This is a genomic window from Caballeronia sp. AZ10_KS36, from assembly GCF_023631105.1.
In the GTDB taxonomy this organism is placed as follows: Bacteria; Pseudomonadota; Gammaproteobacteria; order Burkholderiales; family Burkholderiaceae; genus Caballeronia.
The window spans coordinates 156951-176650 of the sequence record NZ_JALQDQ010000035.1 but is presented as its reverse complement, the minus strand read 5'-3'; the positions used below and the strand labels follow the sequence as shown (position 1 = coordinate 176650).

Annotated in this window: 15 protein-coding genes; 11 read left to right on the top strand and 4 right to left on the bottom strand. The window is 65.4% G+C overall.

Features of this window, described 5'->3' with window-relative positions; genetic code table 11:
- Window positions 1-66 precede the first annotated feature (66 nt).
- The 8 genes from NCR35_RS21425 (at window position 67) to NCR35_RS21390 (ending at window position 10927) form a co-directional block, all read left to right on the top strand.
- Complete coding sequence (locus tag NCR35_RS21425; RefSeq protein ID WP_250535912.1) at window positions 67-2187, top strand: glycosyltransferase; 2121 nt, start codon at window positions 67-69, stop codon at window positions 2185-2187.
- Window positions 2188-2238: 51 nt separating this feature from the next.
- On the top strand, window positions 2239-3375 hold the full coding sequence (locus NCR35_RS21420) for a polysaccharide biosynthesis/export family protein (RefSeq protein ID WP_250535911.1): 1137 nt from the start codon (window positions 2239-2241) through the stop codon (window positions 3373-3375).
- A 9-nt stretch (window positions 3376-3384) separates the two neighbouring features.
- The gene (locus NCR35_RS21415; RefSeq protein WP_250535910.1) at window positions 3385-4698 is read left to right on the top strand and encodes an ABC transporter permease; all 1314 of its coding nucleotides are present in this window, start codon (window positions 3385-3387) and stop codon (window positions 4696-4698) included.
- Window positions 4677-5423, top strand: a complete 747-nt coding sequence (locus NCR35_RS21410; protein WP_502801709.1) for a P-loop NTPase family protein — start codon at window positions 4677-4679, stop codon at window positions 5421-5423. Before NCR35_RS21415 ends, NCR35_RS21410 begins: the two co-directional genes overlap by 22 nt.
- Window positions 5416-6576, top strand: coding sequence for a KpsE/RkpR family capsule polysaccharide export protein (locus NCR35_RS21405; RefSeq protein WP_250535909.1), 1161 nt, complete (start codon window positions 5416-5418; stop codon window positions 6574-6576). Before NCR35_RS21410 ends, NCR35_RS21405 begins: the two co-directional genes overlap by 8 nt.
- Entirely contained in the window at window positions 6569-8584 is a 2016-nt protein-coding gene (locus NCR35_RS21400; RefSeq protein ID WP_502801708.1) for a tetratricopeptide repeat protein, read from the top strand. Before NCR35_RS21405 ends, NCR35_RS21400 begins: the two co-directional genes overlap by 8 nt.
- A 52-nt stretch (window positions 8585-8636) precedes the next feature.
- On the top strand, window positions 8637-9701 hold the full coding sequence (locus tag NCR35_RS21395; protein WP_250536034.1) for an SDR family oxidoreductase: 1065 nt from the start codon (window positions 8637-8639) through the stop codon (window positions 9699-9701).
- A gap of 86 nt (window positions 9702-9787) precedes the next feature.
- Entirely contained in the window at window positions 9788-10927 is a 1140-nt protein-coding gene (locus tag NCR35_RS21390; RefSeq protein WP_250536032.1) for a pectate lyase family protein, read from the top strand.
- A gap of 29 nt (window positions 10928-10956) precedes the next feature.
- Here the strand turns inward: NCR35_RS21390 and NCR35_RS21385 are convergent, their stop codons facing one another.
- The 3 genes from NCR35_RS21385 to NCR35_RS21375 all read right to left on the bottom strand — a co-directional run bounded on the left by NCR35_RS21385 (window position 10957) and on the right by NCR35_RS21375 (window position 14118).
- Window positions 10957-12498, bottom strand: a complete 1542-nt coding sequence (locus tag NCR35_RS21385; RefSeq protein ID WP_250535907.1) for a methyl-accepting chemotaxis protein — start codon at window positions 12496-12498, stop codon at window positions 10957-10959.
- A gap of 164 nt (window positions 12499-12662) precedes the next feature.
- Window positions 12663-13376: a DUF2182 domain-containing protein gene (locus NCR35_RS21380; protein WP_250535906.1), complete on the bottom strand. Its 714-nt coding sequence runs from the start codon at window positions 13374-13376 to the stop codon at window positions 12663-12665.
- Entirely contained in the window at window positions 13357-14118 is a 762-nt protein-coding gene (locus NCR35_RS21375) for a DUF899 domain-containing protein (protein ID WP_250535905.1), read from the bottom strand. The genes NCR35_RS21380 and NCR35_RS21375 overlap by 20 nt, the downstream gene beginning before the upstream one ends.
- A gap of 129 nt (window positions 14119-14247) precedes the next feature.
- On the opposite strand from NCR35_RS21375, the gene NCR35_RS21370 reads away from it, so the two are divergent.
- The 3 genes from NCR35_RS21370 (at window position 14248) to NCR35_RS21360 (ending at window position 18687) form a co-directional block, all read left to right on the top strand.
- Entirely contained in the window at window positions 14248-15468 is a 1221-nt protein-coding gene (locus NCR35_RS21370; protein ID WP_250535904.1) for a helix-turn-helix domain-containing protein, read from the top strand.
- 45 nt (window positions 15469-15513) lie between these two features.
- Window positions 15514-16152, top strand: coding sequence for a Vgb family protein (locus NCR35_RS21365; protein ID WP_250535903.1), 639 nt, complete (start codon window positions 15514-15516; stop codon window positions 16150-16152).
- A gap of 255 nt (window positions 16153-16407) precedes the next feature.
- Complete coding sequence (locus NCR35_RS21360; RefSeq protein WP_250535902.1) at window positions 16408-18687, top strand: putative bifunctional diguanylate cyclase/phosphodiesterase; 2280 nt, start codon at window positions 16408-16410, stop codon at window positions 18685-18687.
- 22 nt (window positions 18688-18709) lie between these two features.
- On the opposite strand, the gene NCR35_RS21355 is transcribed toward NCR35_RS21360, so the two are convergent.
- On the bottom strand, window positions 18710-19651 hold the full coding sequence (locus NCR35_RS21355; protein ID WP_250535901.1) for a LysR family transcriptional regulator: 942 nt from the start codon (window positions 19649-19651) through the stop codon (window positions 18710-18712).
- Between the last annotated feature and the right edge of the window lie 49 nt (window positions 19652-19700).

The following is a 19700-nucleotide window of genomic DNA, read 5'->3' as shown; positions in this document are numbered from 1 at the left end:
ATGCGGCGTTTGCCTCGCGCGGCACGGCTCCGCCGCGCTTCCGAAAGATAGTGGCAGTCCTAAACAATGAACGACGTAACGCAAGCGCGCACGGCAGCGGCAAGCTCGCAGCCGGCATGCATCGCTCCCGGACCGGCAGCGAACGAACAGGTTCCGGCTGAATCGGCGCAGTCGAATTGCGCAACCGACGCCCACGCCGTGCGCGCAGAACTCGCCCGGCTGGTGGCGCACGCGCGAACGGCGCGCCTCGCGCAAGACGCGCTCGCCGAGGCGCAAAGCCTCGTTGGCGATCACGCGCAAGACGCCGATTCGCGCCTTTTGCTATTGCAGTTGATGGAAATGGCCGGGCATGCCGAGGGCACGCTGGACGCCTGGCATGCGCTGTCGGCGGATTGCCCGGACCATGCGGGCATCACGCGCGCTTACGCTCTGCGGCTCGTCAAGGAGAAGAAGGTCGATGCGGCGCTGGAACACATCGACCGGTGCATGCCGGAATCGCTCGACGACGCATCGGCGAGTCTCGCGCGCGCCGAGCTTCTCGCGGACGTGCGGGCGCACGAGGCGTCGGATGCGTTGTTCGAGCGGCTGATCGCGCGGCACGACCGGCGCGACATCCGCGTTGCCTTCGCCAAGCGGCTCGGCAAGCGCGGACGGCTGGCGCGGGCCGTCGCCGTGCTGGAACCGGTCGCCGCGTCGCTCGCGCCCGACAGCAAGGCCGGGCGACTGGCGGCCGCGCTGGCGAGCGATTACGCGTTCTATCGACAGTACGAACCGGACGATGTGCTTGCGAGCGCCGACTTCAAGATCGTCGCGATGAAGCACGCAATCCTGTCGTTCCGCCAGCGCGCTGTGCGCTGCGCGGACGGCGACGGGGCGAAAGCCATCGCTCTCTTGACGGGCAGCCTCGGACCGGGCGGCGCCGAGCGTCAGCTGACGCGGCTTGCCTGCCAGTTGCAGAAGGAAGCGCTGCATGGCGGCGCGTCTACGGTGGCGAGTCGCGTCGAAGTGCTCGTCAGACAGCATACGGAAGCCACGCGTGGGCCGAACGGTCAGCGGCTCGACTTCTTTCTCGGCACATTGAACGATGCGGGCGTTCCCGTCACGCAGATCAATGACCTGCCCGTCGTCGCGGACGGCGATCAATCCGTGACGGATGCCAAGCTGCTACGCATGCTCGGCTACCTGCCGCCGCCGGTTCACTACGGCGTGGGACGCCTGGCTCCGTACTTTCGCGAACGCCGATTCGATGTCGTCAGCCTTTGGCAGGACGGCACGTGCCTGTTCGGCGCGCTCGCCGCCTTGCTGGCGGGCGTGCCGGTCATTCATCTCGTGTTTCGCGGGTTGCCGCCGAACATTCGCCGGGAGCGCGACCGCCCCGAATACGCAGTGCTCTACCGGGCCCTGGCCGAAGTGCCCGGCGTCCACTTCGTCTGCAACAGCCGCACGGGAGCGCAGGCGTATGCCGCGTGGCTGGATCTGCCGCTCGCGCGGTTCCATGTGCTCTATAACGGCGTGCCCGAACTCGACACTACCGGTTCGATCGAGGACGTAGAGCGCTGGGAGGCGTTCGCAAAGAAGACCGCGGACGCAACCGAGACGATCGGCGGCGTCTTTCGCTTCGAGCCGGATAAGCGGCCCTCGTCGTGGATCAGGCTCGCGGCGCGGTATCTGAAGAAGCGGCCGCGGGCGCGTTTCGTGATTGTCGGCGACGGCCGCTTGCAAGAGAAGGCCGTCGAGCTTGCGAACGAACTGGGCATTTCGGGCCGGCTTCTGTTCGCAGGCTTGTCGTCGCATGTGGGCTACTGGTATTCGAAGATGGACGCGAAAGTCTTGCTCTCGCGCTTCGAAGGGCTACCGAACGTGCTGATCGAAGCGCAGATGCTGGGCGTCGCCACGCTTTCGACTCCGGCAGGCGGCGCGGGCGAGTGCTTCGTGGATGGCGTGACCGGGCACTTGCTCGAATGCGCCGAACAGCCCGACTTGCAGGCCGCCTGCGACAAGCTCGCCGCGCTCGTCGACCGCTGCAAGGCGGACGAGGCGACGTGTGAGCATGCGCGTCATCGGGCGCGCATGCTGTTTTCAGTCAACGCGATGCTGAGCAAGTTCGCCGAACTGTGCGCCTCGACGGTACAAGGCGCTGAGTCGATCGCGCAGGCCGACGAGCAGGAGAGCCCGCTTGTCGCGTGAAGCATGCATGAGAGCGGCCACGTGTGGCTCGATGGTTCAGAGAAGGAAGCGATGAAATCGTTGGCTCGTGAAATCTTCCCGGCGAAAATCACCCGCGCGCGACAGTGCGCGGCGTTGCTGCTCGGCCTCGCCAGCGCGTGCTTCCTTCAGGGATGCGGCTTGCCGCGCAGCGGGCCGATGGTGAGCGAGATCGACGCATCGGACGCGCGGGGCGACGTCGTGCTCGTTCCCGCGACATACGAGACGGTCCGTGCCGGACACAGCGCGCGCCAGTCGACGTTTCCGCCCGCGTTCACGCACGCCGCCGCCTTCGACTACGAACGTTTCGCGCCAGGCGATGGCATCGACGTGACCGTCTTCGAGCGCGACGGCCTCGCCGTTTATCCCGCCGGGCCGAACGGCGCATCCGACTTGGGCGAGATGATCGTCGACCGTGCAGGCGACATCTACCTGCCCTATGCGGGCGGCATCCGTGCAGCAGGGCTGACCGCCGCCGAACTACGCACCGCGATCATGCGGCGCCTGAGCCGGCTCATGACTGCTTCGGACGTCGTCGTGCGGCCCACGACGCGGCGCGGTCAGACGGTCACGGTTCAGGGCGATCTTCAGAAGCCCGGCGTGTATCCGCTCGGCCGCGACATGTCCCGCCTGAGCGATGTGCTCGGCCTCGCCGCGCCCAGTCAGGTCAACCCAGAACAGTTGGCCATCTCGGTGCGACGTCAAGGCACGGAAGCCACCATTCGGCTTGCGGACGTATATAGAACGAGCGCCAACGACATTGCGCTGCGAGCGGGCGATTCGATCATTGCGCATAACGTGGTCGAACAGGTCGTGGTGCTCGGCGCGGCGGGCGTGCAAGGGCGCATCAAGGTGCCGAAGCGCGATTACACGCTTCTGGATGCGCTCGGCGATTCGCGCGGTCTCAGCGACGCGCTCGCGAATCCGCGCGGCGTCTATCTGATGCGCCGGGCCGCGACGAGCGAGCGCGAGCCGGGCGATACACGGCCCACCGTCTATCAATTCGATTTCACGCGGCCGGAGCAGATCGCGCTCGCGGGCCAGTTCGTCGTGCATGACGGCGATGCCGTGCTGGTATCCGACGCACCGTTCACGCAAGTGCAGAAGCTCTTGTCCACCTTCAGCGCGTCGCTCGGCACCGCGCGCTCGGTGAGCGCGCTGGCGGATTGACGCGGCACCATGACCAATCAGAAGCGAATAGACGACTGGCGTGCGCGCCGGCGAACGCAGGGCTACAGGATCGGCGCGGGCGCGCACATCCAAGACGCCGGGCCGCACGCGCCCGCGACAACGCTTGCGCTAATCCTTGCCGCACTGCGCCGGTCACCGCGCGAAACGCCTGCGCAGCGGCGGCAGGTGTACGAGGCGCTAGAGGCGCGTCTCACGGACGGCGCGTCGCAAGCGGACGAAGAAACGCTCGACCTGCGGCGACGCCAACTGCGTACCGCGATTCGTCTGCTAGAGAACGACATCCGCGCGGGAGTCGATGTGTTTGCTTCCGGCTATGCGCCGGCCACGCTGGCGCGAGAAGAAGCGCATCTTGCCGACGCGCACGAGAAGCGCGTTCGCCGCCGTCGCGAAGAAGAGGCGCGCGAGGCTCGCCGCAGTGCGTCGCGCGAGGACCGCGCGCTGACGCCGGACTTCAGCGCCAGCGATGCCAGCGACCTTGCCACGCTCAAGTCTCGCATTGCCTCGCTTCATGCAAGGCAGCGGCCGCGGGCGCTGCCAGCCGGCCGCTCCGACCTTCGCGCGTTGTTGCCGATGCTGATCTTCCAGCTCCACACGATGCAGGGCGAAAGCCGTTTCGCACTCGCCTGGGCGTTCTTCGGACCGGCGGTGCTGCTCACGCTCATTTCGTCGCTGTATTTCCTCACGGGAACTCAGTTCATTCTGGGAATGGACGTGCCTACCTTCTCGCTGCTCGGCGCGACGACGTGGATCATGTTCCGGCAGATCATCTTTCGAAGCAGCACGAGCTATGTCGCCGCTCGCGGATGGCTGAATCTTCAGGGCGTCACGCCGCTCCTGTGCGCATGCGTGCAGGCCGTGCTGTATCAGGCGATCTTCGTCCTCGTCTTCGCGACGCTGATTCTCGTCGGCCACGCGTTCGATCTGATCAGCTTGCCGGCGAGCTGGCCCGCGTTCTTCGGCTATGTCATCGCGATGGGCTTCGGCGGCGCGTCGACGGGCGTGCTCTTCGGCGCCATCGCGAGCAGGTGGCGCTTCTTCTTGCGGCTCGCCACGGCTATCGAACGACTGCTCGAAGTCTTCAGCAGCGTGTTCTTCGTGTCGGAACAGTTGCCGGAGCAGTATCGCGGCTGGTTCTTGTGGTCGCCGTTTGCGCACGGCATGCAGCTATTGCGTTCGGCGTATTTCGAAAGCTATCGCTCGACGGATGCGCGTCTGTCCTACTTCGTCACGTCGCTCGTCTTTCTTGCGGCCGTGGCCCTTTGCGCCGAACGGTTCGCCCGATGCAACGTCCAGCCGATGTGACCGACATGATTCGCCTGCACGCCGTCACATGTTCATCGACGATCTCGGGCTCGCTCACGCCGCTTCTGTCGAACGCCGATCTCGACATTGCGCAGGGACGCTATGCGTTGCTTTCGCGAACGCCCGAAGCCCATCGCGCATTGATCGATGTGCTGGCCGGGCTGCGCCGGCCACGTCACGGCTTCGTCGAGCATCGCGGTCGCGTGTCGTGGCCGCTTGGCCGGCAGGGCTTCATTCGCGGCAAGGCGAACGGACTGCGCATGATCGAGTTCGTGTGCGCGCTGCATGGTTTGCCTGCGAAGGCGGCTATCGAACTCGTCGCGGACCTGATCACCTGTCCCGCGCATCTCGAACTGCCGATGGAACACTGGCCGCTCGCGACGCGTCAGGAAGTGTCGTTCGCGCTCGCGCTCGCGCCCGACTTCGATGTGTATGTGATCGACGGCGCTCTGCCACATGAAGCGAGCCGCTTCGCGCGTCTGTGGCGTGCGCTGTTCGACGAACGACTGGTCGGCCGCACGCTCATTCTCTCAACTTACCGTCGTCAGCAGATGGCGGATTATTGCGTCAAGGGTTTGGTCTATGAAGGAAGCAGCCTTCGAATCGACGCCGATCTCGACGAGTGCCTCCGTCGATTCCCTCCGCGCCGCGCGAACAGCGAGTCCATCGCAAGCGCGGACGGCAACGGACTCGACGCCGCCACCGCAGGAGCGTTCGATGTCTGAGCCCGCATCGGTCATCGAAGCGCGCCGCCGTGAACGAGACACGGCGAGGCTCGCGCGGCGCAAGGCTCGCTGGGTCATGCTCGCGCTCGTTCTCGTGCCCGTTGCGTTGTGCGCGGTCTATGCGACGTTCGTGGCGAAACCGCGCTATTCCGCCGAAGCGCGATTTTCGGTGCGCGCGACTTCGAGCGCCGCGCCGCTCGCGGGTGGCGCAGCAAGTCTCTTCACGACTGGCGGCGGCGCTGGCGTGGCCGCTGGTTTCGTCGATGGCTGGGCCGTCAGCGACTTTCTCGCTTCGCGCGACTGCATGCGCCAGCTCGACGCGAAGATCGGACTGCGCCGCCGGCTCACGCTGAACGGTTTCGATCTGCCTAACCGTCTGCCGTCGAATGCGTCCGAAGACGATCTGTATCGCGCGTATCGTTCGTCCGTGAAGGTGTCGTACAACATCATGGAGCAGGTCGATGTCATGCAGGTGAGCGCGTACTCGCCGGCCGATGCCACGGCGATTTCCGATGCACTGCTCGATCTCGCGCAAAACTTCGTACAACGAATGGATGAAAAGGGCGTCGCGGATGCGCTGAAGGTCAGCCGGCAGGCGGTCGCGCTGGCGCAGAAAGAGGCGCAGTCGGCGCGCGCGGCGCTGACGAAGTGGCGAATCGTCAACCAGAACCTCGATCCCGCCGCGAACGCGGCCATGCTGCTCAATCTTTCGGCTCAACTGGAAACCGAGCTCAACACGGCGCAGATCAATCTCGACAAGATCCGCGCGCTCGGCAATCCGCAGCATCCGATGCTGGCTCCGGCAGCGGCGCAGGTGCAGGCATTGACGGAACGGCTTGCGCAGACGCGGGAACGCATTAGCGGCAAGGGCAAGACTCAGGCGAGCCAGTTGGGCGACTATGAATCGTTGAAGAACGCCGAGGCGTTCGCGGATGCCAATCTCACCGCGACCCAGCAAAGCTATCAGCAGGCGTTCACGGATACGCTCAAGCTCCAGCGATATCTGACGGTCATCACGCGCCCCTTGCCGACGGACCGGCCCACCAGCCCGAATACGCCGCTGTTGTTGCTGGCGTCGCTGGCCGCGGGTCTTGCGCTCGCCCTGGTCGTACGCGTCGCCGTGATGCTCGGGCGCGAGTTTTTCAATGGTTAAGCCGAACACCCGCGCTCCGTTCGACGCCTGCAGGTCGCTCGTAAAGAAAGGCGAGTGGACTGCCGGCCTTGCCGCGTACGCCGATGCGGTGCGAGCCGGCGCTATGCCTGATGCAGCGGCGCGCGTGTATCGCGCCATCGCTCAGATTCGCTCCGGCGAGAGCCGAGCCGCCGCGATCGAGGCACTGGATGCGTCGCTCATCCGCGACGCCGACGCCCGCATCGACGTGAAACGCCTCGTCGTATCGCCGCTCATTCGAGACGGCGCGCTGAGCGACACAGCCGCCGTCCTCGCCGCATTGGTGACCGCATGGCCCGAGCTCGCCGAGGAGCGGCGGATGCTCGCGAGCGTCCTGGGCCGCCTGCGACGGTGGGACGAAGCGGTGACTCACGCGGATGCCGCCGCGCGGATCGACCCGGACGAGCCCGCTGCCCACGCGGCCTGCATCCAGTTGCGGCTCCAGGCGGGGCGCGTCGCAGAGGCGGCCGAACTGGCGCGCGCGGGCATCGAAATGGCAGTCGCGCACGCCGCCCATGCGCACGCGTGGCTGACCGCGCTCACGCGAGCGGGGCATACGGAACTTGCCGCGCGGCTCGCATCGCGCCTCGACGCCGCCAGCGTGCCTAACGATCGCGCTGCGGCGGCCATCGTGCAGGCGCTGGCAAGCGACAACCGTATCGGACTCGCGATATCAGCGGGAGAGGCCGCATTGCGCGCCGGGCTCGAAGGCGCCCCGCTGCGTTCGCAACTGGGGCAGGCGTATCTGGCAAGCGGCGTCGCGGACGGCGGCCATGTGCGAGCGCTCGAACATTTCGCGCGCGGCGTGGCGCTCGCGCCCAACGACATGCGGCTCATGACGCTCCATGGCGAGACGCTGCTGCGCGCGGGCCGTTATGAAGATGCCGTCACGCATTTGCAAATCGCGTGCGAGCGTTGTCCCGATCTTGCGCACACGCGAACGCTGCTCGCCCGGGCTTTGCGCCACTGCGGCCGCCACGCGGAATCGGCGGAGCACATGCTGACCCTCGCTTACCAGCGCCCGGACGATGAACGCGTACAGCGTCTCGCGATCGCGGCACTGTCTCAGGCCGGCAGAAGGGACGAAGCGTCCGGGCTTTACCGCACGCGTCTCGACGCGCGAGACCGCCTTCTGCCTTCGAGTTTCGCGCTCGCGATGGCGCAGATCGACGAGCGCATCGGTGAAGTTAGCATTCCGAAGGAACGGCTCGATTGGGCTTGGTCGCTGCGCAACCATGCGAACACGACGACGCGCGAAGATTGGGAACGGGCGGCGCGCTGGGGACATCTCGTCGATCATCTGCTGCTCGAATGGCTCGAATGTCGCGATCATGCGATTGAAGAAGCCATGACCTTGCTCGACGATCTCGACGAAACCGAGCGGCGCTTCACGCCGTTGCTTGCCGGCGGAAAGGGCGTCGTGGTCGCGACCGCGCATGTCGGTCCCATGTATGCGGGCCTCATGGTGCTCGAACTGCTCGGCATTCCATCGCGCTGGGTGGCGAGCATGCCGGGCGTCGCCACGGCGCATTACGCGTCCGCGCTCATCTCGACGGCGGACCAGACCGAGGCGCAAGTGGCGCGGCAGTGCTTTCGCGCCCTTCAGTCGGGATTCGCCGTATGTATCGCGGTCGATGGCGCGCCGAACCCCGCCGCGCCTCGCGTTCCGTTCGCGGGGCAAGAGGTCACGTACTCGTCGTTCGCGGCGCGGGCCGCGCACCGGCTCCGCTTGCCTTCGGTCTTTTATGCGCCGCGATGGCGCAACGGCAAGATCGTGCAGACGCTCGAAATGCTGCCCACTGCCGAGCCCGGCGAGGATGTCGAGCGTTTTTCCCTTCGATGGCAGGAGGCCTATCTCGGCCATCTGCGCGCGCATCTGGCCGGAGCGCCGGAAGACCTGCGCCTGAGCGGCGGCCTGTGGCGTCATGTGCGTCCCATCGATCCGTCAGCGCATGCAACGAGCGCCGCATGCGATCACAACCTTTCGTGAATCAACTGAGCAGAACCTTATGCAGAATGAATCCCTGTTGAATGAGTCGCCGATGCCGGCATGGCTGCTGCACGAGTCGCAATCCGGCTTGCGCGATGCGCTCGCGGCGCAGCGCTTCCGATGGCTCGTGACGGGCGCGGCGGGCTTTATCGGATCGAATCTTGTCGAGACGCTTCTCGTGCTCGGGCAGGAAGTGCGCGGCATGGATAACTTCGCGACCGGGCATCAGCGCAATCTCGATGAGATCCGCTTGCGCGTCGGCGAAACGCGCTGGCGCAACTTCAGCTTCCAGGAAGCGGATATCCGCGACGTTCGCGCATGCGACGCCGCCGTAGACGGCGTGGATTTCGTGCTGCATCAGGCCGCGCTCGGGTCGGTGCCGCGTTCGGTGAAAGACCCGATTACGTCGCACGATGTCAATGCAACGGGCTTTCTCAAGATGCTCGATGCGTCGCGGCGGGCCGGCGTGCGCCGCTTCGTGTACGCCGCATCGAGTTCCACGTATGGCGATGAGCCGAATCTGCCGAAGCGCGAGGAGCGCATAGGCAATCCGCTGTCACCGTATGCCGTCACCAAGCTCGTGAACGAGATCTATGCGGGCGTTTATGCGCGCACCTACGGATTCGCCTCGATCGGCCTGCGCTACTTCAACGCATTCGGCCCGCGGCAGGACCCGGACGGCGCGTACGCGGCGGTGATCCCGAAGTGGATTGCCGCGATGCTTTCGGGCGACGACGTGCAGATCAACGGCGACGGCGAAACGAGCCGCGATTTCTGCTATGTCGGCAATGTCGTGCAGGCGAACTTGCGTGCGGCGCTTCGCGCGGAGCTCGCTGCGAGCGAGGTCTACAACGTCGCCGTGGGCGGACGCACGACGCTCAACGACCTCTTCCATGTGATCCGCAACGGTCTCGCGGGACTCGGCCACGCGTATCACAAGCAACCGGCGCACCGCGATTTCCGTGCGGGCGACGTGCGCCATTCGCAAGCGGACGTGTCGAAGGCGCAGCGGGAACTCGGCTATGTGCCGCTCATCGATTTGCCTGCGGGAATGAACGAGGCGCTGCCGTGGTACGTCGATTTCCTGACGAAGACGAAGCGGGTGCGTGCATCATGAAGACTTACGCTTACCGTGAGCGCCTTCGCTGGGCGCTGCGCAACAGCATCGTTCGCATGATCGCGTGTGCGTCGATGGCCGCGTGCATGGCGGCATCCGCCGCGCCGCGCGATGCATGCGAGCGCGCGACCGCGGATTGCGCGATGGTGTCCGAGCTTCTTCAGCAGCGAGAAGGATATGGCCGCGCGGCGACCGGCGGGCTGGATGGCAAAGTGGTGGTTGTGTCGTCGGCGGCGGACGGCGGGCCCGGATCGTTGCGCGATGCGCTCGCGCATGCGCGCGGACCCACCTGGATTCGCTTCGCGTCGGACATGAAGATTGCGCTTGCGTCCATGCTTCGGGTGCCGTCAAACGTGACGATAGACGGGCGCGGGCACATGGTGGAACTGCTCGACTACGGCTTCGGCATCTACGGCAGTTCGAACGTCATCGTGACGCATCTGACGATAGACGGCCGCTTGCGCACGTTCGCGCAGGCCATCGACATCGCCAACGGTTCGCGCGATGTCTGGATCGATCACCTCGATCTTTCGCGGTTCGCGGCCCGGCTCGTGAACGTGAAGAACGGCTCGACGGATGTGACGGTCTCGTGGGTGAAGTTTCACGATGACGACAAGGTCATGCTCGTCAACAACATCACCGAGGACAATCTCTTCGCCAACTACGAGCGCGATGCGATTGCTCGCGTGACGATTCACCATAGCTACTTCGTCGATACCATGCAGCGTAACCCGCGCGCGCAGTTCGGCACGATTCACCTCTATAACAATCTCATCGAGAACTGGGACTTCTACGGCATGAGCTTCAGCCTGGAGGCGCGGGCGCTCGTGGAAGGCAACATCTTCTCGAACTCCGCGCATCGCGCTTGCACCGAGCCGGCTTACTTCCCGACGGTCGAAGGCGTCAACGCGAACTATTGCCGCTATATTCCGCAGGCGCCGGCACGCAGCGCGCTCGTCAATGGCCAATCGGATCGCGAACACTATGAGCGCACGAAGTCGCGCTACGGGTACACGCACGGCTATCAGGCGTTTCTTTCGGTGCGCGACAACCTGTACCTCGGCGATGCCAAAGCGGTGCTGCAAGACGAGCAGCCGGCCAAGGTGCCGAAGCCGCCGTACTGTTACTCGTACGAAGCGCCATCGGTGGATCTGGCCGAGCGCATTCGGGTATATGCAGGCAACACGCGCGACGATGCGCCTGCAATCGGGCGGTGCGGTCAATAAGCGACGTGCGCGCGCGCCCCGTTGCGCTTTTATGCAGCCTCGTGCAGCCTGAACGTCTCCACCGCCGAGCGCAGCGCCGCCGCCTGATCTTCCAGCGATTGCGCGGCGGCTGCCGCTTCCTCGACGAGCGCCGCGTTTTGCTGCGTCACTTCGTCCATCTGCGTCACGGCGCGCGCCACCTGATCGATGCCGCTGCTCTGCTCTTCCGATGCCGCCGCGATCTCGCCCATGATGTCGGTCACGCGCTCGACCGCGCCGCTGATTTCTGCCATCGTGCGGCCGGCTTCGTCGACGAGCGCGCTGCCCGACTGCACGCGCTCGACCGATGTATCGATGAGTTCCTTGATCTCCTTCGCCGCCGCCGACGAACGTTGCGCGAGCGAGCGCACTTCACCCGCCACGACAGCGAAGCCGCGTCCTTCTTCGCCTGCGCGCGCCGCTTCCACGGCTGCGTTCAACGCGAGAATGTTGGTCTGGAACGCGATGCCTTCGATGATCGTGATGATGTCCGCAATTTTCGCCGAGCTTTGATTGATCTCGCCCATCGTCGTGACGACTTGCGACACGACATGGCTGCCCTTGCTCGCGATCTCCGACGCATTGGCGGCCAGCATGCTCGCCTGCCGCGCGTTGTCGGCGTTCTGTTTGACGGTGCCCGTGAGTTCATCCATGCTCGACGCCGTTTCCTGCAACGCCGACGCCTGCTGTTCCGTGCGCGACGACAGGTCGATATTGCCCGCTGCGATCTGTTTCGTTGCAGAGGCGATCGACTCGCTGCCCGAGCGTACCGAACGCACGGTTTCGATGAGGCTCGCTTGCATCGTCGAAAGGCCGCGCAGAAGCTGGCCCATCTCGTCGTTCGAGCTGACCGTCACTTCGCGGCGCAGATCGCCCGATGCAATCGCGCTGAACTGCGTGAGCGCGGCATCCAGCGGACGCGCGATGCGGCGGCGCAGCGACGCCCACGAATATATCGCGGCAGCCACGCCGGCGAGGATCGCCGCGATGCTCAACAGGCGGAACGTTTCGAACTGAGCTTGTCCCGCGTCGTAGGCGCCTTGCGCCGATTCGAATTGGAGCTTGCGCAGCGCGACGCCCGTCTTCGCGAATTCGTTGAACGCTGCCTGCATGGCGCTGGCGTCGGCGGTGATCTTGTCCTGATCCTTGGCGCGCACGTCCGCATAGCCTTCGTCGATCAGCTTCTGCATCGCAAGACGCTGCTGATTGAACTTGTCGGCGAGCGCTTTCTCTTCCTGACCCTGCGGCAGCGATGCGTATTTACCCCATGCTTCGTCGGAGGTCTTGCGCATGAGCGCGCCCCGCCCGATGGCATCTTCGGCTGCGCTCGTGCCTACGTTCAAAGCGGCGCGGTCGAAGCTCAGACGCTCGCGTGCCATGAACATCTCGGCGTTGCCGACGGAAACTGCGCTCGGCATTTCGTTCGTGAACAACTCATGCGTCACCGAGTTCGCGCGTGTCATGCCGATGAGCCCGAGCACGCCGATACCGATCAGCAGCGCGCTCAACAGCGTCATGGCCAAGGCCAGCCGCCCTTTGATGGTCGAAAACATGGATTCCTCGAAATGGCTGCATCGCGTCATTCACGCGGAGGCGGCGATGCTGCGCCCACTGCGCGGCCGAGGGAATCCATCGACCTTTGTATATCGACAGCGGCGAGCCGCACTTGAGTCCGGGAAAACATGGATGAGGAAAGCGCACGGCCGATCGTTTTATTTCATGCGGCGGCATGAAGCATCCACGCCGCGCCCGTTGCGATCATCAGTACACCAATGCCTTTCGCTACGCGATGCCCGAACGACAGCATGCGCTCTGCCGCTATGGCGAACGTCAGCGCAGCCATTGCTCGCGGGTCCGCCATGCCCGCAACGCATAAAGCCACGGTGAGCGCCGCGCACGATGCAATGCACTGCATGCCGTGCCATATCCCGTATTCATACGGTGCAAGCATCGTCGAGCGATGCTCGAGCGTGGAGCGGCAACACGCGAGACGGCGCGCCTTCCATCGGCTAGATTGCACGATGCCTGCAAGCACGATCAACGCGCCGCCGGTGACGGGCTTCGTCATGAGAAGCGCGCTCAATGTCGCGCCGAGCGGATACACCGCGATGCCGGTCATCGACCATGCCGTGACATATCCGGCCGTCATGGGCGCAAGCGCCACCGCACCGCACCGGCGATAGCGCCACAACGTCTGCGCGAAGGGCGGCAGCATCATCGCGTTCATCATGACGGCCCATTCAGCGACGAAAGAGACGGCCGCGCCGAGCGGCGTCTGGCCGCAGGGACGCGCCCAGTCCATCGAGGGTATGCAGGCATGACACGCGGCGAGCAACGCGGCACTCAGCGCGAACGCGGAGGCAAGCAGCGCGACGAATCCGCGCCGCTCGTCCCCGCTCAGCATGACGAGATCAGTCCGCATACTCGTCATGGCGCTTCCACCAGATGCCGTTTTCATTGCGTCCTTTGGGCGCGCGATCGAGCCATTGATACATGCCCCACAGCGCATCGAGACCGCGCGCATACGCCGAATACGTGTGATACACGACGCCGTCTTCCATCGCGAATACGCTCATGCCGGGGCGATCGCGCGTGAAGGTCGGCGCGTCGGTGCCGCAATCGGCGGCAAAGGCCTTCACGGGTTCGGGCGCGTCCTTCATGTCCATCGCGTGGCCGCCGCGCGCGAAGTTATATTCGATGTCGCCCGCGCGCTGCTGCGCCTCCGTGAACGACACGTTGAAGTCGTAGTTGAACTCGCCATCCTTCGCGGACGCCCACGGAAAGCGCCATCCCATGCGCTTTTTATAGGCCGCGAGCTTGTCGATGGACGCGCGCGACACGGCCCACAGCGCGACATCGTGATGCGCGAGATGAACGGCGAAGCCGTCGAAGCCGTCCGCAATCGACGAGCAAGATGGACAGCCCGCGCTCCAGTCCGGTCCGAACATGAAGTGATAGACGAGCAGTTGCGAGCGCCCGCCAAAGAGGTCGGCGAGCGCGGCATCGCCGGCTTCGGTATCGAAGCGATATGTCTTGTCGATACGAACCCACGGCAAAGCCTGACGTTGCCGCGCGAGTTCGTCGCTGCGGCGCGTGAGGTCCTTCTCGGCTTTCAACAGATCGAGCCGTGCGGCGAGCCATTCATGGTGTGTCGCAGTGGTGTGAGTCGTCATTTGCGTTGCCTCCGTTGTGCGGCGGTGCGTGCGCACCGGTTTGGGATCGATTGCAAAGCGCGTCATGCGTGGTGTTAGATTAGTGCCGGGCATCGGACGCGGGGGAGTGACAAGCGTGTCGGGATTCGCATGGATTCGTTGATGACGGCGGCGGCGCGCGCGCTCGCGGCGGGCGATCCGCTCGGCGCGCTGAATCGCGTGGCGCTGCGCGACGATGCCCCCGCGCTCGCGCTGCGCGGCATCGCGATGGCGCAGCTCGGCGACTTCCCGCGTGCGAAGGCGCTGCTCAGGCGCGCGTCTCGCGCATTCGGCGCGAAGGAAGCGGTGGCGCGCGCACGCTGCGTCGTCGCCGAAGCGGAGATTGCGCTCGCATCGCGCGAACTCGCGTGGCCCGCGAAGGCGCTGGACCACGCGCGCGCGACGCTCGAAGCGCACGGCGATCGCATCAACGCGGCGCACGCGCGCTATCTCGACGTGCGACGCGCGCTGTTGATCGGGCGCATCGACGAAGCGGAAGAGGCGCTTCGCGCGCTCGATGCATCCGCGCTCCCGCCCGCGTTGCTTGCCGCGCATGCGCTGATCGAAGCGGGCATCGCCATGCGCCGTCTTCAGGCAAGAGAAGCCCGCGCCGCGCTGGACCGTGCGAGACAAGCCGCGCGAGTCGCCGGCATTGCGGCGCTGTCAGCGGAAGTCGAACATGCGCGCGCGCTGCTCGATACGCCCGCCGCGCGGCTTATTGCGCAAGGCGAGACGCGTCCTGTGCTGCTGGACGATGTGGAGGCATTGTTCGCATCGAACACGCTCGTGATCGACGCCTGCCGCCATGCCGTGCGCGATGCGCAGACAGTGGTCTCGCTCGCCACGCGCCCGGTGCTTTTTACGCTGGCACGCATGCTGGGCGAAGCGTCGCCCGGCGACGTGCCGCGCGATCGACTGATTGCATGCGCGTTTCGCATGCGTCACGCGGACGAGACGCATCGCGCGCGGCTGCGGGTCGAGATGGGACGCTTGCGCACGCTGCTGCGGCCGCTCGCGCAGATTCGGGCCACGCGCGACGGGTACGCGCTCGAGCCGCATCGAGCGGCACAGGTGGCCGTGCTCGCGCGGCCTCTGGATGACGCGCACGCGCCGCTGCTCGCCTGTCTGGCCGACGGCGAAGCGTGGTCGAGTTCCGCGCTCGCGCTTGCGCTCAATGCCAGCCAGCGCACGGTGCAACGTGCGCTGGAAACATTGGCCGCCTCGGGCAAGGTGCAGTCGTTCGGGCGCGGCCGCGCGCGCCGGTGGCTCGCGCCGCCCACGCCGGGATTCGCGTCGGCCTTGTTACTCCCCGCCGGCCTCGCGAGCGGCTAGCATCATCGCAATGCATCCAACGATGCGCGACCAGAGGACCGAGCCATGAAACGCGCGAAAGCAGAAATCATCCGTGGATACGGGCCTTTTTCGGATGTGGAAGGCGTGCACGGCGTGACCTTCGACGGTCATGCCGCGTGGTTCGCGGCAGGCGATACGCTCAACGCGTTCGATCCCGAGACCGGCGAGCCGCAACGCAAGCTCCATGTGGCGGCTCACGCGGGAACGGCCTTCGATGGCGAGCATCTCTATCAGATTGCGGAGGACCGCATCCAGAAGATCGATCCGCGAACGGGCCACGTCGTCTCAACCATTCCGGCGCCCGGCGGCGGCGCGGACTCGGGCCTAGCGTGGGGCGAAGGCACGCTGTGGGTCGGCCAGTATCGCGGCCGCAAGATCCATCAGATCGATGCGACGAGCGGCGAGATTCTGCGCACCATCGAATCGAACCGGTTCGTGACGGGCGTCACGTGGGTCGAAGGCGAGTTGTGGCACGCCACATGGGAAGGCGACGAAAGCGAGTTGCGGCACGTGGACCCCGCCACGGGCCATGTGCTCGAACGCCTCGACATGCCCGAGGGCGCGAGCATCTCGGGGCTCGAATCGGACGGGCACGACCGCTTCTTCTGCGGCGGCGGACGCGCGGCCAAAGTGCGTGTCGTGCGCCGGCCGAAGACGCCTTAAGGCACGCGATTCTTGCTGGACGCGCAGTAGACGTCTTTTTGCGCGTGCGAGTGCGATAGCCCGTGTGCTCTCGCGCGAAGCGCGCGGCTCTTGAGTAGAAGGCCCGCCTTGACTCTCACCACCAACACGCATTGAGCGACACGCGAAGGCAGGGTTTTCCGCATATCTCCAGAGCATTGCCCGGCTCAAGACTTTCCCCTTCCCGCCGTTAAGCAGCGAGCAAGGACGCACTCACGGCGGAAAGGAACTACGGCAGTGCAGGAAAGAGCGAGCGAATTTCTCGGAGCGATCGGCGATAGCGTCGCGCGGCGGCTGCCGCATGTGCAGCGCGCGCGCCGGTTCGACACATGCGCGCTGGCGGTGCTGGGCGCGGCGCTCGTCGCGTGCGTGACGCCGTTCGTGGCGCATCCGTTCGCCGTGCTCCTGAGCGCGGCGTGCGCCGCGGCCGTGGCGGTCCTTCATTGCATGCTGCGATGGAAGCGCCAGCTCTTCGCCGCGCAGCAGTTCTCCAACGGGCTGCTTTCGATTGCCGAAGACTGCATCAAACTGCTCGATCTCGACGGCCGCGTGAGCTGCATTTCCGATGTCGGCACGCGGCTGCTCGAAGCGGCTGACGCCAAAGAGATCGTCGGCATCGACTGGCTCGCGTTATGGGAAGGCGCGGACGCGCGAGCGGCCTTCGAACGCGCGAAGGCGGGCGAGTCCGTCTCGTTCTCGGCGGCATGTCCGACGATGGCCGGCACCCCGAAGTGGTGGACGTCCACGTTCGCGCCGGTCTATGGCGAGGAAGGCTGCGTCGTCGCGGTGCTCTGCAAGTCGCGCGATATCACGGCTGAAGTCGATCTGATCGAGGAACTGCGCGGCAATGCGCGCGTGCAGAAGGACATGGAAGATCACGTCGATGCGGTCTTCTGGACCGCGAGCCATGACTTCAAGGACCTGTTGCATGTGAGTTCGGCCTTCGAGCGCATGTGGGAGATGCCCGTGGCCGCGCTCGAAACCGACAAGAAGGCGTGGATGCAGCGCGTGCATCCCGAAGACATGCCCGGCCTGCGCGGCAAGATGCGCGATGCCGTGAACAGCGGCGCGCCGTCGCAGAGCTATTTCCGTTTGTGTCTTGCAGGCGACCGCACGCGGTGGGTGCGCGCGGACATCTATCCTGTCAGCGAAGACGGCGCCGTTTCGCGCGTCGTCAGCGTATGCGTCGACGCTACCGAAGAACGCATGAACCTGCAGGCGCTCAATCGCCTTGCGAACACCGACAGCCTCACTGGCCTGCACAACCGCAACGCGATGATGCATGCGCTCGTCGAGCGATGCGCGTCGGGCGAGCCGTTCGCGTATCTGTTCATCGACATCGACCGGTTCAAGTCCATCAACGATACGGCGGGCCACAGCGCGGGCGATGCCGTGCTCAAGGCGATTGCCGAACGCATCGGCGAAGCGATGCCGGAGGGCGCGGTGGCGGCGCGTGCCGGCGGCGACGAGTTCACCATCGTTCTTCCCGGCGCACTCGATCAGGACCACATCGAGCGCGCGTGCAGACGGCTTGCGCTTGCCTGTGGCAGGCCGATCAAGGCCGGCTGCAAGACCGTCAACATGACATGCTCGATCGGCGTCGCGCTGTATCCCGAGCATGGCCGCACGCCCGAGACGCTTTTTATCAGCGCGGACATGGCCATGTATGCCGCGAAACGCGCGGGCCGCAACGCGTTTCGCGTGTTCGGGGAGCGCGAGAAGGACGACCTCGCGCGCGCGCATCTCGAGACCGAATTGCACGGCGCCATTCGCGACAATCAGTTCGTTCTGCACTATCAGCCGCAATACTCGATTCGCACGGACGGCCTCGTCGGCGTCGAGGCGCTGTTGCGCTGGCAGCATCCGCTCCTCGGCCTCATTCCGCCATCTGCATTCGTTCCAGTCCTGGAAGAAAGCGGGCTTATCGTGGAGGCGGGGCACTGGATCATTCGCGAAGCGGTGCAGGCGGCACGGCGCCTTGCCGCATCCGTGCCCGAGGTGCGGTCGGTGGCGGTGAACGTGTCGCCGAAGCAGTTGCGCGACCCACGGCTCGTTCCCGTGCTTCATCATGTGATCAAGCGGGCGGGCATCGATGCCGCTTGCATCACGCTCGAAATCACGGAGTCCGCGCTGATCGAAAATGTCGACGATGCGCAGGAAGTGCTGTCGAAACTGCGTGCGCTCGGCGTGCGCATCGCCATCGACGACTTCGGCACCGGCTATTCGAGCCTCAGCTATCTCGCGCGCTTCAGGCCGGATGTGCTGAAGCTCGACAAGTCGTTCGTCGATAACATCGCCACCGACGCGATGACGCGCACGGTCGTTGAAGGCGTGATCGATCTCGCGCATAAGCTCGGCGTGATCGTGGTGGCCGAAGGTGTCGAGACGCAGGAACAACTGCAACGCCTTAGAGACGCCGGTTGCGACAAGATGCAGGGCTTTCTGCGCTCGCGGCCGGTTGCGCTTGAAGCATTGCTGGAGCAGGCCGCTTGCGTGGAAGCAGACGGCGCGCGTTGAGGCCGCGCGCAGCGACGTTGCATCACTTCGCCGAGCGCTTGCGGCGCTTGTCACGCTGCGCGAACATCGGCATGGCGTCCAGCAGCCCCGCGAGCAGCGCTTGCGGTCCGGCTGCGAGCGGCCTGCCCGCTTTCAACAGCACACGCGCCTGAATGCTTTCGAAGACGGGGTGCGCAATAGGCACAGTCTTCATCTCGCCGCTCGCGATCTCGCGATATGCAGCGAATGCACCAATCAACGTGATGAAGTCCCCCGCGCTCACGAGGCGCTTCAATGCGGTGAGCGAGTTGGTCGTAACTGTCGCGCGGATGGAGACGCCCTCCGCCAGTTCCAGCATCTTCACGACATGCCCGATGCCGAACGTGGGCGGCATGAGGGCGAGCGGATAGTCGCGCAGGTCGTCGATGCGCGCCACGCCACCGCGCCGGACGAGCGGATGATCGCGCCGCGCAAGCAGCACCACTGGCTGCGCCGAGCTCGCGCGGACCTCGATGCGCGGATGCGGCGGCGGGTTGTACGCGAGCCCGATATGCGCGCGGCTCTGCGCGACCTCCTCGATGATCTCATCGACGGCCAGCATCTCCACCGTCACGTCGAGGCCGGGATAGCGCGCGCAGAACGGCGCGAGGACGTCGTCCACCAGCATGTCGACGTAGCCCTCGCTCACGGCAAGCCTGATCTTGCCTTGCTGAAGCCCTTTCAACGCATGAAGCTGATCCTCCAGCTTCTCCTGCTGCGAACGATACCCGCGCCAGAATTCGAGCAGATGAAACGCAGCCTCCGTCGGACGAACGCCGCGCGCCTGACGTTCGAAGAGCAGCGTGTCGAGTTCGTCTTCAAGCAACTTGATTTGCCGCGCAATCACCGATGGCGATGTGTTCAGACGGTCTGCCGCGCCGCGAATGGTGCCGTGCGCCAGGACCTCGTTGAAGTAGCGCAGACGCTGTTGATTGATCTCGCGCATGACCATGTCCCCGTCCCTGAGCGTTGTTCTTGAAGCAACGATACGTGAA

Bases quoted from the DNA above. Each gene is read 5' to 3' on its own strand.
- NCR35_RS21355 (WP_250535901.1), bottom strand. From the start codon at position 19,651: ATGCGCGAGATCAATCAACAGCGTCTGCGCTACTTCAACGAGGTCCTG.
- NCR35_RS21405 (WP_250535909.1), top strand. From the start codon at position 5,416: ATGTCTGAGCCCGCATCGGTCATCGAAGCGCGCCGCCGTGAACGAGAC.
- NCR35_RS21390 (WP_250536032.1), top strand. From the start codon at position 9,788: ATGGCGGCATCCGCCGCGCCGCGCGATGCATGCGAGCGCGCGACCGCG.
- NCR35_RS21380 (WP_250535906.1), bottom strand. From the start codon at position 13,376: ATGACGAGTATGCGGACTGATCTCGTCATGCTGAGCGGGGACGAGCGG.
- NCR35_RS21400 (WP_502801708.1), top strand. From the start codon at position 6,569: ATGGTTAAGCCGAACACCCGCGCTCCGTTCGACGCCTGCAGGTCGCTC.
- NCR35_RS21365 (WP_250535903.1), top strand. From the start codon at position 15,514: ATGAAACGCGCGAAAGCAGAAATCATCCGTGGATACGGGCCTTTTTCG.
- NCR35_RS21415 (WP_250535910.1), top strand. From the start codon at position 3,385: ATGACCAATCAGAAGCGAATAGACGACTGGCGTGCGCGCCGGCGAACG.
- NCR35_RS21385 (WP_250535907.1), bottom strand. From the start codon at position 12,498: ATGTTTTCGACCATCAAAGGGCGGCTGGCCTTGGCCATGACGCTGTTG.
- NCR35_RS21425 (WP_250535912.1), top strand. From the start codon at position 67: ATGAACGACGTAACGCAAGCGCGCACGGCAGCGGCAAGCTCGCAGCCG.
- NCR35_RS21420 (WP_250535911.1), top strand. From the start codon at position 2,239: ATGAAATCGTTGGCTCGTGAAATCTTCCCGGCGAAAATCACCCGCGCG.
- NCR35_RS21395 (WP_250536034.1), top strand. From the start codon at position 8,637: ATGCCGGCATGGCTGCTGCACGAGTCGCAATCCGGCTTGCGCGATGCG.
- NCR35_RS21375 (WP_250535905.1), bottom strand. From the start codon at position 14,118: ATGACGACTCACACCACTGCGACACACCATGAATGGCTCGCCGCACGG.
- NCR35_RS21370 (WP_250535904.1), top strand. From the start codon at position 14,248: ATGGATTCGTTGATGACGGCGGCGGCGCGCGCGCTCGCGGCGGGCGAT.
- NCR35_RS21410 (WP_502801709.1), top strand. From the start codon at position 4,677: ATGCAACGTCCAGCCGATGTGACCGACATGATTCGCCTGCACGCCGTC.